The sequence below is a fragment of the Mycoplasma sp. 06067-C1-B144P-99-0482-3 genome (assembly GCF_051053925.1).
Taxonomy (GTDB): Bacteria; Bacillota_I; Bacilli_A; order Mycoplasmatales; family Mycoplasmataceae; genus Mycoplasma; species Mycoplasma leachii.
Window position 1 is genome coordinate 125,914 of the sequence record NZ_CP144017.1, and the last position, 17,286, is coordinate 143,199.

Consider the following 17,286-nt stretch of genomic DNA (forward strand, 5'->3'; position numbering starts at 1 on the left):
AACCGAACATTACAAAGTTCGGTTTTTGTTATTCTAATCTTCTTCAAAATCTTCGTTTTCAAGGCCGTGTTTACGGTATTCTAAAGTAATTGCATTAATTTCTTGATTATCTGCTAATCTAATTGCTTTAACTCCACTAGCATTTCTTGAAAGCGAAGGAATATTTGAAACTTTAGTCTTAATTAAGTTTCCATCACTTGAAATAATTAAGATTAAATCAGTTTCTCTAGCATCAATAATAGCTTTGAATTTACCAGTTCTTTGGTTTAAATTCATTACTTTTATACCTTTACCATTTCTTCCACTAATTCTATAATCATCAATTGGTGTCTTTTTAAATAAACCTTTATTTGAAACAGTGGTAATATGAGTTAATTTAAATGAACTAATTGCTCCAACTACAACATCATTAGCTTCTAATTTTAATGCTCTAACTCCAGAACCAACTCTAGATTGTGGATTAACTACGCTTTCTTTAATTCTAATTACTTTTCCAGACTCATTAGCAATAAAAATAGTATCTTGTCCAGTTGTTGCAAATACTGAAACTAGTTGATCGTTTTTTCTTAAATTAATTGCTTTTTTACCATTTCTATTAATGTTTTCAAATTCAGAAATTTTAGTTCTTTTAATCATTCCCTTTTGAGTAACAAAAGTTAAATAATTGAATTTTTCTTTATTGTTTCTTAAAGGTAAAATAGCTGTAATTTTATCTTCACTAGTTAAGTCATTTAAAAAGTTAACAATTGGTAATCCTCTAGCTGTTCTTGAATAACTTCTAATGTTATATAACTTAGTTCTATAAACCTTCCCTGAATTAGTAAAAAATAATACTCAATCCTTAGCTTTTCCCATTGTTGCTATATCAATAGGATCATTTGGCTCTGCATTAACACTAACTCCACGTCCACCGCGTTTTTGGATTCTAAACTCATCTGGATTAATTCTTCTAATATAACCTTCTTGAGATAATAAGATCATTCATTTTAGATCAGGAATCAATTCTTCATCTTCAATATTAATCAATTCTTCATCAATTAATTCTGTTCTTCTATTATCTCCAAACTTGTCAGCTATTTCATTTAATTGATTTTTTAAAACATTATCTTGTTCTTCTTTTGTGTTAATCAAAAGATCTAAATAAGTTAAGCGTTCTTTTATATTAGTCATTTCTAAAGTGATTTTGTCTCTTTCTAAACCAACTAATCTTTGTAAACGCATATCTAAAATAGCTTTATTTTGTTCTTCATCAAAGTTATATTTATTAGTTAATTGAATTTTAGCTTCATCACTAGTTTTAGAATTTTTAATAATATTAATAACATCATCAACATTATCTAAAGCAATATGTAAAGCTTCTAAAATATGATAACGCTTAGTTAATTTATTCTTTTCAAAAATAGAACGTTTTATAATAACATTAACTTGAAACTCAACATAGTTTTTAATAATAGTTTTTAAGTCTAATAAAACAGGTAAATTATTATTTAAAGTTAATAAATTAATCGAAAAACTTGATTGTAAAGCAGTGTATTTATAAAGTTTAGATAAAACAACATCAGGATTAGCATCTTTTTTTAATTCAATAATGATTCTAATACCTTCATAATTTGATTCATCTCTAATATCAAAAATACCTTCAATAGTTTTGTCTTTAACTAATTCAGCTATTTTTTCAATAATTTTAGCTTTATTAGTTTGATATGGAATTTCAGTAACTACAAATCTATCGTGCTTTTTATTTTCTTCAAAATCAATTTTTGCCCTAATAATAACACTACCTCGTCCTGTTTTATAACCTTCGCGCATTTTTGTTCCATTAGTCATTAAAGCGCCAGTTGGAAAATCAGGACCTAAAATATGATTTTCTAAAATTTCATCAATAGTAATATCATTATTATCAATATAAGCATTAATAGCACTAACTACTTCTTTTAAATTATGTGGTGGAATTGAAGTTGCCATTCCAACTGCAATACCCATAGTTCCATTAACTAAAAGGTTTGGTAAATAACCTGTTAAATAAGCTGGTTCATGTTCACTAGCATCATAATTATCAATAAATGGTACTGTATCCATATCAATATCTTTTATTAGATAATTTGATATCTTAGCTAGTCTAGCTTCAGTATAACGCATTGCAGCTGCACTATCTCCATCAATCGAACCAAAGTTACCATGACCATCAATTAAAGGATAACGATAAGAAAACTCTTGAGCCATCCTTACCATTGTTTCATAAACAGCACTATCTCCATGTGGGTGATACTTACCAATTACTTCTCCGACTATACGAGCAGATTTTTTATGTGGTTTATCTGAAGTAATTCCTAAATCATTCATTGCATAAATGATACGTCTATGAACTGGTTTTAATCCATCTTTTAAATCAGGTAGTGCACGACTTACAATAACACTCATTGCATATTCTAAGAAATCTTTTCTAACTTCTGTTGAAATATCAATAGGAGAAATTTTACCATGATAATGATTTTGATTTTCATCTAAAGAATCATTATTATTGTTTTCATTATTCATAATTTTCTGCCTTTCTAAAAGTCTATATTTTCAACAAATTTAGCATTATCTTGAATATAAATTTTTCTTAACTCAGGATCTTCACCCATTAAATCTGAAAATACTTCATTTGCTAAAGTAGCATCTTCAAGCGAAATTTGTAGCATAGTTCTTTGTTGTGGATCCATCGTTGTTTCTCATAGTTGTAGCGGATCCATTTCTCCAAGTCCTTTATAGCGTTGAATTGTGTACTTTAAATTATTAAATTCATTATTTTTTAGTTCATCTAATTGATTATCAGTATATGCATAAGCTATTTTTTTACTTGCTTCAATTTTATATAAAGGAGGTTGAGCTATATAAATATGACCATTAGCAACAAGTGGCTTCATATATCTATAAAAGAATGTTAGTAGTAATGTTCTAATGTGAGCACCATCAACATCAGCATCAGTCATAATTACTATTTTTTTATACCTTAGTTTAGATAAATCTAATTCTTCTTTTATTCCAGTACCAACAGCTGTAACAATTGATTTAATTTCATTATTTGAAAAAGCTCTAGCTTCAGTTACTCTTTCAACATTTAATACTTTACCTCTTAAAGGTAAAATAGCTTGAAATTTTCTATTTCTTCCAGTTTTAGCACTACCACCAGCTGAATCCCCCTCCACTAAATAAAGTTCAGCTATATTTGAATCTTTGGTTTCACAATCTGCTAATTTACCTGGTAATGAAAATGAATCTAGTGCAGATTTTCTTCTAGTTTCTTCTCTTGCTCTTTGAGCTGCAATTCTTGCTTTTTGAGCATTAACATTTTTATCTAAAATAGCTTTAGCGTCTTCTGGTGATTTTAATAGAAACTCTTCAAAAGCATTTCCAATGATTATATTAACCGCTTCTTTAGCATCAGGGTTTGAAAGTTTAGTTTTAGTTTGACCTTCATATTGTGGATCTGTATGTCTAACTGATAAAATACACATCATTCCTTCTTTAATATCATCTCAAGAGAATTTAGAAGGAGTTTTGTTATTTTTTATTACTGTATCAGCATATCTATTAATATCTCTAATTAGAGCTTGTTTTAAACCATCCTCATGAGTTCCTCCCTCATGAGTGTTAATATTATTTACAAAAGTAATGATATTTTCTTGATAATCAGAATTATATTGAAGCGCCATTTCAACTTCAATGTCTTCGTATTTTGAATCTACATAAAAAATATTTGGGTTTATTTTATTTTTAGTTTCATTTTTTTCTTTAATATAGTCTAAGATCCCATTTAAAAATAAGTATTCAACTGTTTTTTCAATTCTTTCATCAGTTAAAGTAATTTTTAAACCTTTATTTAAAAATGCTAACTGTTTAACTTTATTTTTAATAACTTCATAATCAAATACTACAGTTTCTTTAAAAATTTCAGGATCTGGCTTGAATTTAACTTTTGTTCCTCTTAAATCAGTCTGACCTAGTTGTTGTAATTCTGATTCTTTAGTACCACCTTCACTAAACAATTGATGATAGTGAATATTATTTCTATAGACTTCAACTTCAACATATAAAGATAAAGCATTAACAACACTAGCTCCAACTCCATGAAGACCACCAGAAATTTTATAAGTCTCTGAATCAAATTTTCCTCCAGCATGCAATTGAGTAAAAACTAAACTTAATGCAGATTTCTTAGTATCTGAATTAATACCAACTGGAATTCCTCTTCCATTATCTTGGATAATTACTTCATTTTCTTTTGTTATAGTTACACTAATTAAATCAGCATATCCAGCCATTGCTTCATCAATTGAGTTATCTAAAATTTCTCATACTAAATGATGTAACCCTGTTTTTGAAGTTGATCCAATATACATTCCAGGACGTGTTCTAACAGCTTCTAAACCTTTTAAAACTTTAATCGATTCTGCACTATATTCTTGTGACATTTATTCCACCCTCTCAGCCATTTTCCACACTAAAAAACTCTTTTACAATAATATAATTATACCTTAAAAACCTATCTAACTTATTTTAAAACTATAGTTTAAATAGTAAAAAAACCCTGTATTTTTAGATACAGGGTTATACTATTGGAAAATATTAAACATTTTCTAAATTGTTGTATTTAACTACAACAAAGAGTTTTGTTCTTACCTATTGACGTTGTAGAAAAAAGGAAAATCAAGAAAGCTTATTTTAACTTATTTCTACATTTTTAATATAACATAAATACAAAGTTTGTAAAGTGTTTTTTTTAAAGTTGGATTATTAAACAAAATGGTACCAGACCAATTATAAGACCACAGATCTGTGGTCTTATAATTGAACAGGAGGTCTAATGTTTGTTATCCAAGAAAATAAAAAGTTTAATGAAAAAAAGAAACTTATAATAGATACTTTTGAAAAAGAGCCTAACAGAAAGTTGTTATCAATCGCTATACAGTTTCAAAAATCACTTTCTACTGTAAAAAAATATAAAAGTGAATATATTAAATGAAAGAACAAGGAAGCAGAGCTAATTCTTTCACATAAAAACACTAATAATAAAAATGCTCAAAAATATAGTGATGAGATAATACATAATTTAGGTGAAAAATACCAAGAACAAGTAAAAATAACTGGTGGAGATGTAAATAATGCTAGTTGTTCTTATTTAACTTTAGAAAACTATCACAGCACTCTTATGTCAACTAACACTAAAAATAAAATTTCTTATTCAACTTTAAATAGGAGACTAATACAACAAGGTTATGCAAGCCCTTATTGCAAACGTAAAACCAAAAAAGAAGTTAAAAAAATAAGAAGACAACAAGAAGAAGGAAAATTAATTAGGTATAGCAATGAGCTAGTTTTTTATGTGCCTAAAAACGTAGAAAAACACAGACTAGCAGTAGCAAACAATTATAAATTTGGACAGGTAATAGAAGTAGATGGATGTACTCATTATTATTTTCAAAATAACACAATAGCAACATGTGTTATGGCTGTTGATGTTGGAACTAATCAAATACTTGATATGTGTTTTGAAGAATACGAAGAATCTTTAAATTCTTATCAAAAAATTTTTGAAACAATATTTAGAACTTATGGCTATCCTCAAAGAATTATTACTGATAATAGAGCTAATTTTAAAAAAGATGAAAGAAATAACGCTAGAACGCGTTTAGAGCTTGAAAATAGGGGTATAGAGGTGATTTCTTCATCTAATGCTAATGCAAAACCACATGTTGAAAGAATGTGAGATACAGTCCAAAAAAATGCACCTTTCTTCTTTAAACAAAATGATATAAAAACAATTGAACAAGCAAATCAAATAAAACACAAATTAATAGATTTTGTTAATAGTAAATGTAAAAAAAGAAAAAGAGATAATGCATTTAGACAACTAGGTGAAAATGAAGTTGAAAAATTCTTTGACCTACCTATACCTAGAAAATTTGCAAATGGTGTAGCAGAGTATAAAACTAAAATTTATGCTCCATACGATGAATTTGGTAAACGTTTTAGATTTTATAAAAAAGAAAATATTCAACTTGTAATTGGTTCAGATGAACAACTTTACTTTAGAACAGATACTAAACGCTATATTGCAAAGCCATTAGAAATTGGTTCAACTGATTGAGTTGAAGTTGATTTTGTTAGAAGAAAACAATTAGATGAAAGTAGAAAAGAAGATTTAAAAATACTAACAATGATAAACCAAACAAGAAGAATTCATAGTGGATTAGACAAAACACTCTTATACATAAAAAAATACCCCAATGGATTACCTAGTGAGTTAGTTGACGAGATCTCAGGAATCGTATTGAGGGTTAAAAGTGATTGTTCAAGGTTTTCCCATGAACTCAAAGATAAATTAGGCTTGTTAGAATAGATCTATTATTCTCTAATTTCTTTGATAATATAATTATAACTTATAGTACCATTTTGTATAATAACCCACGATAATGTCAAGTTTATAACCAGATAGCAGGACATCTTTATATTAGTTTTTTTACATTTTAAGTTTTATATTTATCATTTTAAAAAAGATAATAGATTTTTAAAATTTAAGCTTCATCATTTAATATATATGTTTATAAATTTAATAGATAATAAAAAATCAGCACTTAGTTGTGCTGATTTTTGTTATTATTTTTTAATTTCAATTCAATCATCTAAAACACTATAATGTTCATCTCTTAAATAATCGATTCCCATACAGTGACGAATTGGTTTTGAATAAATATGTTTGTTTTTTAGATATTTTAAGTGTTTTTTAAAATGCTTATAATCAACTAAAGCATCTCCTGTACTTTGAATATGTAAAACATTATCTAAATTTTTAAAATCTTGTTTTTTAATAAATCTTTTAACTGGATAATGAGAAAATTTAAATAGTATTGGTAAAAATAAATAAGATAAATAAATAAAATATCAAACCTTTTTAAATCCAGATTGAATAGCAATGTCTAAAAATGAATTATATCCTGCATCAACAATAAATTTATCAGCTATTTTATTATTATATTTACTAATAAAACTATAAACAGTTCCTCCACCCATAGATTCACCATATATAACTAGTTTTTTTGGTTTAAAATCTTTTTTAACAAAATCAATAACATCTTTTAATAAATCTGCTTCTTTAATACCTAAAGTACATTTACCAAATTTATCAGATTCACCTCAACCAAAATTATCATAACTAATTAAAGTTATATTTCTTGAAAAACAATAATCTAAAAACTTAATCGCATTTCTATTATTTGATAAAATACCATGACAATAAATAATTACAGTATCACCAGTTCCGTGTTTAAAAATTTTTAATTTTCCAAATCTAGTATTAATAGTTTTATATTCTTTATTAAAACCTGATAAATCTAAATAATCAAAATTATATCCATTTTCATTTGCTATTTGATATTCAAAATCTAAAGATTCTTGATAACTAACTTTTCTTTTTAGTTTTTTTCTAATTTGTAATCAAACATATAAAGATAAGATCATAATGTTATTTCCTATTATTTTTATTATTTTTTAATTGATCTGGTTTATGATGAGCTGGTACTAATAAATGTTTATTAAATGTTTTATCATCAATTTCTCTAGTAATAAATTCTGGCTCTTTAAAAAATAAAATTAGTAATAAAATTGCAAATAAACATGAAATTCCACAAATTAATCAAACTCAATATCCACCAGCTCCACTAATTCCAAATACTGGAGTTTTTGATAAAAACGTATTAACTCCTACAAAAATAATTCCACCAAAGCCATATGTAATTGAGTTAAAAACAACAAAGGTTGCTGGACGAGTATTAATAGTTGTTACTCTTGAAATAAATTCATATCCTAAAGCAACAGCTAATGTTCCAGTAATAGCTCCACCAATTCCACCAATTAAACTAGTAATAATTGGATTTTTTGGTTTAACTATATAAACTATTGTTCCAATTCCAAATCAACTAATTGAAGCTAAAATCGCTGCTCATAGTAAGAATTGTTTTAATTTAATTTTAGTAACAACTTGTAAAATCAAATAAGATAAAAGTAATTGAACTGGTATTGAAAATGCTTTTTGATATCCGATATGTTGAGGAGAGTTAAATGATTTTGTTGTTGAAGTAAAGTTTTCAACTGTATTTACTCAAATTGAACCAAATGCTTGTACTGTACCAATTACTATTAAAAAGAATAATAATCCAATAATAAAGTTTTTATTTAAAATAATTTGTTTTAAAGTTAATTCTTGATTAAGTTTATTAGCTTGCTTAACTTCTTCATATTTTTTCTGACTAACTCTTTCTTCTTTAACATGTAATTTGTCAAAAATATTATCTGGCATAAATAATCATAAAAAGATTGTCAAAATAACATAAAAAGCACCAACTACATAATATGGAGTAGCATCAGCTCAACTAATTGTTCTTTTATAATAATTTAAATGTAAAAGTAATTGAGTAAGACCAATTGAACCTAAACCTGCTCCAACTTCATAAAACCCACGTACAAATGAAATCTTTACATTAGTTTTACGTGCAACTGAAGTAGCCCAAGAATCTAAAGCAGTTCTATAAGAATATAACATTCCAAATAATGGAGTAAAAACAGTAGCTAATAAAAGTACTGATGAAATTACTGGCATTATAAAAAACATCATTATAGATAAGCCTAAAAGTATTGGTAAAATAAAGAACTTATAAATTTTTTTCTTAGTAATTGCATACACTAAAATAGGTCCTGAAATAAATGAAGCTATTAAAGCAGCAGCTGAAAATAATAAACCTTCTTTTTTAAATGCACTATTAATATTAATATTATAATATTTTGTAATTATATGATTTTCTTTATCTATTACATCATTTAATTTAATATAAAAATCATCTATTGTTTTAATATTGTGTTCACTAAAAACAATAGTTAAATTTTTATCTATTATAGCTGTTCCCATATTTAGATCAGCTTGTAAACCACCATTAAAAATAATTACTTTTTGAATAAATCATTCTAAGTTATAAACAAGTGTTGTTGTTATACCTACTAAAATTCAAAAAATAATCAAAGTTGTTAACGACTTATTTTTTTGTTTTTGTAATTCCATAAATAGCCTAAAATTGTTAAATAGACAAATAGTCTAAGTTATTAACAACAAAAATTAGATGTTTCATAAAACTTTTGTTGCTTATATCAATTTTATAATAATTGATTTTAATTTCTTTAAAAAGAAATTTTTGAAATTAGTATACTTTTATAAATAAAAAAAGTATCTTTTTCTAGTATAAACTAAAGATACTTTTTAAACTATACTGTTTTGAAAAATTAATCTGTAATGCTTGTAATTTTGTAATTAGCTTGAATAATTTTGTCAATGATTTGCTGTTGTTGATCAGTATTTGATAAATCAATAATAAATGTTGCATGAATTTCACTTAATTCTAAATACATAATATCTCTATTAGTTTTTATTTTAAAAATTTTAGCTCCACAAGAATTAATAATATTAATTATATTTAGTATTTCTTTATTATCTGATGGTATATTAACTGATAATACTAATCTTCTATTAGTTTTAATTAAAGCTTTATTAATAATATTACCAACCATTGCAATATCAATGTTTCCACCACTTACTAAACCAACTATTGTTTTATTTTGATTTTTAATATTTAATTTATCAAACATTAAAGCTGCAGCAGTAACTGCTCCTGAACCTTCAGTTACAAACTTACAATTTTCCATTAAAAATAACATTGCTTCAGCAATTTCTTCTTCACTTACAACAACTACATCATCAACATATTGATTTAATATTGAAAAAGTTAAATCACTAACTTTTTTAACAGCAATTCCATCTGCTATTGATGGTTTAGAATCAATCATCACTGGTCTACTCAAAGCTTTTGCTTGTTGATAGGAATTAACATTAGCAGCTTCAACACCAATCATTTTAATATTTGGATTAACTTGTTTTAAATAAGTAGCAATACCACTCATTAATCCACCACCACCAATTGGTACTAAACAATAATCGATGTTTTTAATTTGTTGATCAATTTCATATGCAATAGTAGCTTGACCTTTAATAATTTCAATATCATCAAAAGCATGAATTAAAGTTAGATTTTCTTTTTCTTTTAATTCAATTGCTTTAGCTAAAGCATCATCAAAAAATCTTCCACTTAGAACAACTTTTCCACCATATTTTTCTGTTGCTTGAATTTTTGCCATTGGGGCATTTTCAGGCATAACAATTGTTGATTTTAACCCTAAATTAGTAGCTGCAAAAGCTACACCTTGTGCATGATTTCCAGCACTAGCTGCAATAATTCCATGTTCTTTTTCTTCATTAGTTAGTTTATTAATTTTATTAGTTGCTCCTCTTAATTTAAAGCTTCCTGTTTTTTGTAAATTTTCTAATTTTAAATAAATATTATTACCAGTTAAAGCTGATAATTTATCTGCATAATGTAAAGGTGTATAATGAATTATTTTAGAAATTTCTTGATGAATTTGTTTAATTTCATCTACTGAAAATGGATGCGACATAAATTCTCCTTTTAGTTTATATGTTCAAATCCTTGTATATTAAATATTATATAGTCTAAAAAACTTTAACTTTATTTACCTAACAAATAAAAAATAATTAATTTTATGATTCTTAAAAAGGTTTACTGTAAAAAAATAATTTAATAAGAATATATAATTTATATTAAGAAAAGAGATGATTTTATATGAATATATCAGGTTTGTATGATACACACTGTCATCTAAATGATAATAGATTTATAGATATTGATATGACTTCAAATGAAATAGTATTTGAAGCTAAAAGATCTGGAGTTAAGTATATTAATAACATAGGTTATGATGTGAAATCTTCTAAAACCGCTATATTTCAAGCTAATTTATCACCAAATGTTTTTGCAGTTGTTGGTATTCATCCAAGTCAAATTCACTTATATTCTGAACAAGCTTTTCAAATTATTGAAGAATTAGCTAATTCAAATAAAGTAGTTGGAATTGGCGAAATTGGTTTAGATTTTTTTGAAACCAATAAGTATGAAAAAGAACAAATTCAAGGTTTTAAAAGACAAATTGAAATAGCTCAAAAACTAGATTTACCAGTAGTTGTACACTTAAGAGATGCTACAAACCATTTCAGAGTTTTTGAAATTGCTTATAAGATTTTTAAAGAAAAACGTGTTAAAAAAGGGGCAATTCATGCTTTTCGTGGTCCTTTAGATTGAGCATTAAAATTTATTGAATTAGGGTTTTATATTTCTTTTGATGCTGCTATTACTCATGAAATCGAACTAGAACAAGTGGTAAAAAATATTTCATTAAATAAATTATTAGTTGAAACAAACTCTCCTTTTTTACCACCAAAACCATATAAAAAAGGTTTAAGTTATCCTAAGTACTTACCACTAATTGTTAAACACATAGCAAAAATTAAAAAAGTTTCTGATAGCATTGTTGCAGAAAATACTAAAAATAATGCTGAGCGATTATTTTTAAGATCATATTAAAAAAACGAGAAGTTATTAAATTCTCGTTTTTTTATTCAACTAAATCTTCAAAATTTAATACTTTATCAGCTCAATTAGTTTCAAAATTAATATCATGAGTTGTAATTAGAACAGTGCCTTGAAATTCTCTAATTGCTTCTAGTAAAGATTCTTTTGCTAAAACATCAATATGATTAGTTGGTTCATCTAAAATTAATAAACTTGCTGGTTCTAAACTAAGTGAGGCTAATCTAACTTTAGTTTGTTCTCCACCAGATAAATCATTCATTGGATTTAACATAAGTTCTGATCTAATTCCAAACCTTGAAAGTGTTGATCTAATTTCAGGTTCTAGAACTTGTGGGTGTCTACTTGATAAATATGAAATTGGATTTTCATATTCATGAAATTTTTCAACTTGTTCAAAATATCTAACTTCAACACCATCTCCAAGTTTACATCAACCATCAATTGGATTTAATTTATTTGAAACAGTTTTTAAAAAAGTAGTTTTTCCAATCCCATTATATCCTTTAACAATACATTTTTGACCTTCTCTTAATTCAAAAGTTAAAGGAGCAGTTAAACTAAAATTATAACCAATTTCTAAATTTTGAGATTTAACAACAACAGCTGAATTAGGACGTTTATATTTAAAACTCATCTTAGGTTTAACTAATTTTTTTCTTTCATCTAAAACATCCATTTTATCTAATTGCTTTTGACGAGATTGTGCACTTTTAGCTGTTGAAAATCTTGCAGCATTTCTTGCAATATAATCTTTTAGTTTTGCTATTTGTTGTTGTTGAGATTCTCTTGCTTTATCATATTGATCAGCCTTTAAAGCAGATAATTCTAAATACTTATTATAATCTCCAACATATCGATTTATTTTTTGATTTTCTATAGCAAAAATAATTTTTGCTACTCTATTAACAAATTCAATATCATGACTAATCATTAAAAAAGCATTCTCATAATTATTTAAAAAGTTAATTAATCATTCAACTTGTTCAATATCTAAAAAATTAGTGGGTTCATCTAATAAAATAAAATCATCATTTTTTAGCAACAACTTAGCTAATAAAATTTTTCCACGCTGACCACCAGATAATTCTGATAGTTTCTTCTTCATATTATTTGGATTTATTCCTAATCCTGAAACTAAGTTACCAACAGTTTTATCAATAGTATCAAAATTATGACTAGTTAAATAATCTTGTAATTCTAAAGCTTTTATTAAATCTGATTCTTTATATTCAATTGCCATATTTTCATAAATCTTATGAATTTTAGCTTCAATTTCAAAAAGATTTTTAAAAGCATCTTTTAAATACTCTTCACTAGTTATGTTTGGATCTACTTCTTGGTGTTGATCTAGATATCCAATTTTTGCTTTAGGATGCCATTCTATATTTCCATGATCTGGAGTAATTTTTTGAGCAATAATATTTAATAAAGTTGATTTTCCAGCCCCATTAGGGCCAACTAAAGCAACATGTTCACCTTTATTAATTCTCATTTCAGAATTTTTATATAAAATTTTTTCTCCATTTTGATGTGTAATATTTTCTAAAACTATTAAACTCATAATCCCTCCTAAAAAACATATTAAAAAACAAACATTTAAAAATAAAAAGTTCTTTTACTTTTTAATAGCTTGTTTTTTTCTTGGAAATGTATCTGGCTCAGTTTTATTTTTTATTCTTTTAATATTTTGAGAATGTCTTAATCCTAAAATTAAACCACCAATTAAAACTATAATATTTCCTTCTAACATTCCACTAGCTCAACTATTAAAAAATCAGTGGTGAAATGAATTTAGTAATGAAAATAAAATGTAGTTTTTTCAAGCAACACTAAATTGTTCTAAACCATTTCATTGTCAAATGAAATAACTCACTCCATTTAAATAAGGAATTCACATTATTATTAAAATAAAAAATGCTGAAAATATTGAAGCAACACTGACTTTTCTTGAAATAGCAACACTTATAAATCAAACAGTTAAAAAAATGATTAAATATAAAATGTTAACTACAAATAAAAGACCTAAAAAACAACTAACTGCTTTTCCACCTTTAAACTTGTAATAAATTGGAAAACAATGTCCAATTAAAGCAAAAATACAAGGAATAAAATAACTAGTTTGACTAAACAAACTATTTGGTATTAATGATAATAATATAGCTATTATGCTTGTAAAAATTACTTTCAAAGCATCTAAAAAAGCTACAACTAATCCTCATTTTTTACCTAAAGCTCTTACAGTATTAGTTGCTCCAGGATTACCTGATCCAATTGTTCTAATATCAATATTTCCAACTTTTTTAACTATAATTATTGATCAAGAAATAGAACCTAAAAAATACCCAACTATACTAGCTAAAATTATTCCTAAATAATACATATAAAATCCTTTCAAATTCTAATAAGATTATAAAATAAATAAAACTAAACAACAATTGAGGTTATAAATATGCAAAATAAAACTGGTTTATCACTACTTGAAGATGTATTTGTTAATAATTATTATAATAAAATAGATTTTATAAAAATGATTTTTTCAAAAGAACAAATTAATCAGCTAAATTCAAAAATTAATTTAAATGAACTTTTAATTGATCTAAAACAACTTTTAGATCAACAAAAAATCATTAATCAAAATAAAATTAATGATTATCAGTTACAACTAAAACAAACTAATAAAAAAATTTTAAATAAATTATGATTATGATGATTATTACCAATTATTGGTATGTTTATTTTTTTTATTATTTATAATAATCGTTTACAAGATCCATATTATGCAAATCAATTAGTTGATATTAAAGTAAAAATTACTGATTTAGAAATTAAAAACATTTATATAAATAAATTAATAAATGAAATTTTAAATAATAATTAAGATTAAAAAAAGCTAGTTATATACCCCCGCTACCATAAACACGGGCTAAAATTTTTCAATATTATAACAGGATTGTTTTCTGAATTGTACAGGAGACAATCCTTTTAATTTTTCTTTTATTCTTATGTTGTTATATCAATAAATATATTTATGAATCCTTTTAGTTAACTCTTCTACTGAATTATATTTTTCACCATAATAAATTTCTTGTTTTAATAAACCAAAGAAGTTTTCTATAATAGCATTATCTAAGCAATTACCTTTTCTAGACATACTTTGTGTTATGTTATTTTCTTCTAGTTTTTTAACTCAGCTAATGTGTTGATAATGAAATCCCTGATCAGAGTGAATTAACAAACCATTTGTATTTTTAACCTTTTTAAGTGCTTTTTCTAGCATTGAATTTGTTAAGTTTAAGTTAGGATTAGTTTGAATCGAATACTAAATAATTTCATCATTGTAAAGATCAATAATTGGTGATAAATATAACTTTTGACCATTAACTTTAAACTCTGTTACATCAGTGCATCAAACTTTGTTTTCTTGTAAAGAATGAAAATTTCTTTTTAAAACATTATCTGCAATTTTTCCAACAGTTCCTTTATAAGAACTATATCTTCCATTTTTTGTTCTAAATTTGATACACTGAACACCAAGCTCTTTAGTTAACCTTAAAATTTTTTTGTGATTAACAATATATCCTTTTGATTCTAAAGCTATTTTTAGCCTTCTATACCCATATGTTTCAAATGATTTGTTAAAAATATCAACAATCATTTCCTTTAATTCTTTGTTTTTATCTATTGTATTTTCTAACTTATGTTTTCATTCATAAAAAGAAGATTTAGGCAGCTTGGCTATTTTTAAGAGAATAGAAATTTTAACTTTTTTGTGTGTTTTTAGTAATTCTAAAACTACTTTTGTTTTTTCCTTGTTGATTTTTGTTTTGTCAACAAGGTGTGGAACTTTTTTCAGAATTCAGCCTCCAACTTATAGTATTCAACTTGTTCTTTTAATTCCTTAATCTGTTGTTCATTGTTAATTTCTACTTGAGATTTCTTTATTTTAGTTGGTTTTTTATTAGGGTTTTTCATATTTTTCTTAGGTCTCCCTATATTATTATTTAACCCTAAAAATCCATATTCTTTATACTTTTTAAATCATCCAGCTATAGTTGATGAATAAACAATATTAAATTTTCTTGCAATTTCATCATAAGACTGATTAGTTTTAAGTTTATATAATACAATTTTGAGTTTTAATTTTGGACTATAATAAGGTTTTTTATCCTTATTAATAAGTCCTTCAATTCCGAATGCTTCAAATCTATTAATTAAATTTTTTACAGTTGAATCTGAAATATTATACTTATTTGCTAAATAAGTGCTCCTTTTTACATTAAGTTTTTTAGCTTCTTTAACAATTTTTAACTTTTTTTCTAAATCTAATTTGGACATATAAAAACCCCATTTCCTGGATTTTTAGTCCGGAATATGGGGTTCGGGGGATAATAAATAGGATTTTAAACATTAAATCTTCTTATTTAACATCATCAGAAATGATTTCTCAAATTACTTCTTTTACTGGTTCTTTTTCTAAAAGTTCATATGTTTCATGAACCATTTCTTTTCATTTTAGATTTACTTCTTTATTTGTATAAAGTGTCATAATTACATCACCAGCGTTAACATAATCACCATATTGTTTATCTAAATAAATTCCAGCAGCATGATCAATAGTATCAGTTTTTTTAAATCTACCAGCACCTAGTTCAATTAAAATCATTCCAAATTCTTCAGCTCTTTTATATCTAATAAATCCACTATTAACTGCTTTAATTTCTATTTTGTTTTTACATTTAAACACTTCATCATAATTTTCTAAAACACTTCAATCTCCACCTTGTGCTGTTACAAATTCTTTTAAATAATGTGCAGCTTGTTTTGATTGTAATCTTTTTAAAACATCTTGTTTTGCAGTTGCTAAGTCAGTAAAAATTTTAGCTTGTAATAAAGTAATTCCAACTAGTGTAGCAATTAATTCATTAAAATCTTTTGGACCATTACCATTTAATGTTTCTCAAGCTTCTTTAACTTCTATAGCATTCCCAATAGCTCTTCCTAGTGGTTTATTCATATTTGTAAGAACTACTGCAACTTTTCTGTTGTATTGTTTTCCAACCTCAATCATACGATTTGCTAAATCTTTAGCATCTTCTATTGTTGCCATAAATGCACCATTACCAGTTTTTACATCTAGTATTAGCCCATCATTTTCAACAATTAGTTTTTTACTCATAATTGAAGCAACAATTAAAGGCATTGAATCTATTGTTCCTGTTACATCTCTTAAAGCATAAATTTTTTTATCAGCTGGAACGATATTATCTGATTGAGCAATAAGACTCATATTTGCCTTATTAATTACATTTACAAATTCATCATTTGTAACTTCTGATTTTCATCCAGGAAATGATTCTAACTTATCAACAGTTCCACCAGTTTTTCCTAAACCTCTTCCAGACAATTTACATACTTTGATTCCATAACTAGCAACTAATGGAGCATAAACTAAACTAGTTTTATCTCCAACTCCTCCAGTTGAATGTTTATCTGCTTTAAAACCACTAATTTTAGATAAATCATATCTATCTCCAGATTCAATATAAGCTTTGGTTAAAAAAGCAGTTTCTCTAGCTGTCATATCTGTAAAATAAGTAGCCATACAAAAACTAGCCATTTGATAATCAGTAATTTCATTTTTTGTATAACTATTAATTAGTCAAGAAATTTCTTCTTGAGTTAATTCAATATTATGCTTCTTTTTTTCTATAATATCTGTGAATGTAAACATTTATACACCAACTTTCTATTT

Annotated in this window: 11 protein-coding genes and 1 pseudogene; 3 read left to right on the plus strand and 9 right to left on the minus strand. The window is 25.5% G+C overall.

Translation table 4 applies throughout. From position 1 onward, the window contains the following. Positions 1-33: 33 nt before the first annotated feature. Positions 34-2,538 (minus strand): DNA gyrase subunit A, encoded by a 2,505-nt coding sequence (gene gyrA, locus V2P32_RS00570; RefSeq protein ID WP_434343666.1) that lies wholly within the window; start codon positions 2,536-2,538, stop codon positions 34-36. A gap of 14 nt (positions 2,539-2,552) precedes the next feature. Beyond that, complete coding sequence (gene gyrB / locus V2P32_RS00575; protein ID WP_434343667.1) at positions 2,553-4,457, minus strand: DNA topoisomerase (ATP-hydrolyzing) subunit B; 1,905 nt, start codon at positions 4,455-4,457, stop codon at positions 2,553-2,555. Between the two features lie 392 nt (positions 4,458-4,849). Between gyrB and V2P32_RS00580 the strand changes: the two genes are divergently transcribed. Next, positions 4,850-6,385: a hypothetical protein gene (locus tag V2P32_RS00580; protein WP_434343361.1), complete on the plus strand. Its 1,536-nt coding sequence runs from the start codon at positions 4,850-4,852 to the stop codon at positions 6,383-6,385. A 257-nt stretch (positions 6,386-6,642) separates the two neighbouring features. Here V2P32_RS00580 and V2P32_RS00585 read toward each other — a convergent pair whose 3' ends face one another. From V2P32_RS00585 to ilvA, 3 genes are all read right to left on the minus strand, one after another. Continuing rightward, a complete protein-coding gene (locus V2P32_RS00585) occupies positions 6,643-7,503 on the minus strand; it encodes an alpha/beta hydrolase (protein WP_434343668.1) in 861 nt (286 codons plus the stop codon). A gap of 4 nt (positions 7,504-7,507) precedes the next feature. Next, a complete protein-coding gene (locus tag V2P32_RS00590; RefSeq protein WP_434343669.1) occupies positions 7,508-9,097 on the minus strand; it encodes a hypothetical protein in 1,590 nt (529 codons plus the stop codon). Between the two features lie 218 nt (positions 9,098-9,315). Continuing rightward, the gene (gene ilvA, locus V2P32_RS00595) at positions 9,316-10,542 is read right to left on the minus strand and encodes a threonine ammonia-lyase (protein WP_013447485.1); all 1,227 of its coding nucleotides are present in this window, start codon (positions 10,540-10,542) and stop codon (positions 9,316-9,318) included. Positions 10,543-10,727: 185 nt separating this feature from the next. Between ilvA and V2P32_RS00600 the strand changes: the two genes are divergently transcribed. Beyond that, positions 10,728-11,525 (plus strand): TatD family hydrolase, encoded by a 798-nt coding sequence (locus V2P32_RS00600; RefSeq protein WP_434343670.1) that lies wholly within the window; start codon positions 10,728-10,730, stop codon positions 11,523-11,525. Positions 11,526-11,556: 31 nt separating this feature from the next. Here V2P32_RS00600 and V2P32_RS00605 read toward each other — a convergent pair whose 3' ends face one another. Beyond that, positions 11,557-13,095: an ABC-F family ATP-binding cassette domain-containing protein gene (locus V2P32_RS00605; RefSeq protein WP_434343671.1), complete on the minus strand. Its 1,539-nt coding sequence runs from the start codon at positions 13,093-13,095 to the stop codon at positions 11,557-11,559. Between the two features lie 54 nt (positions 13,096-13,149). After that, a complete protein-coding gene (gene plsY, locus V2P32_RS00610) occupies positions 13,150-13,929 on the minus strand; it encodes a glycerol-3-phosphate 1-O-acyltransferase PlsY (protein ID WP_434343672.1) in 780 nt (259 codons plus the stop codon). A 54-nt stretch (positions 13,930-13,983) separates the two neighbouring features. On the opposite strand from plsY, the gene V2P32_RS00615 reads away from it, so the two are divergent. Beyond that, positions 13,984-14,412 carry a hypothetical protein gene (locus V2P32_RS00615; RefSeq protein ID WP_434343673.1) on the plus strand — a complete coding sequence of 143 codons (429 nt, stop codon included), beginning with the start codon at positions 13,984-13,986 and terminating at the stop codon, positions 14,410-14,412. A 45-nt stretch (positions 14,413-14,457) separates the two neighbouring features. Here V2P32_RS00615 and V2P32_RS00620 read toward each other — a convergent pair. Continuing rightward, a pseudogene (locus V2P32_RS00620) lies at positions 14,458-15,869 on the minus strand (IS3 family transposase). Positions 15,870-15,951: 82 nt separating this feature from the next. After that, positions 15,952-17,265 carry a thymidine phosphorylase gene (locus V2P32_RS00625; RefSeq protein ID WP_434343674.1) on the minus strand — a complete coding sequence of 438 codons (1,314 nt, stop codon included), beginning with the start codon at positions 17,263-17,265 and terminating at the stop codon, positions 15,952-15,954. Positions 17,266-17,286 lie beyond the last annotated feature (21 nt).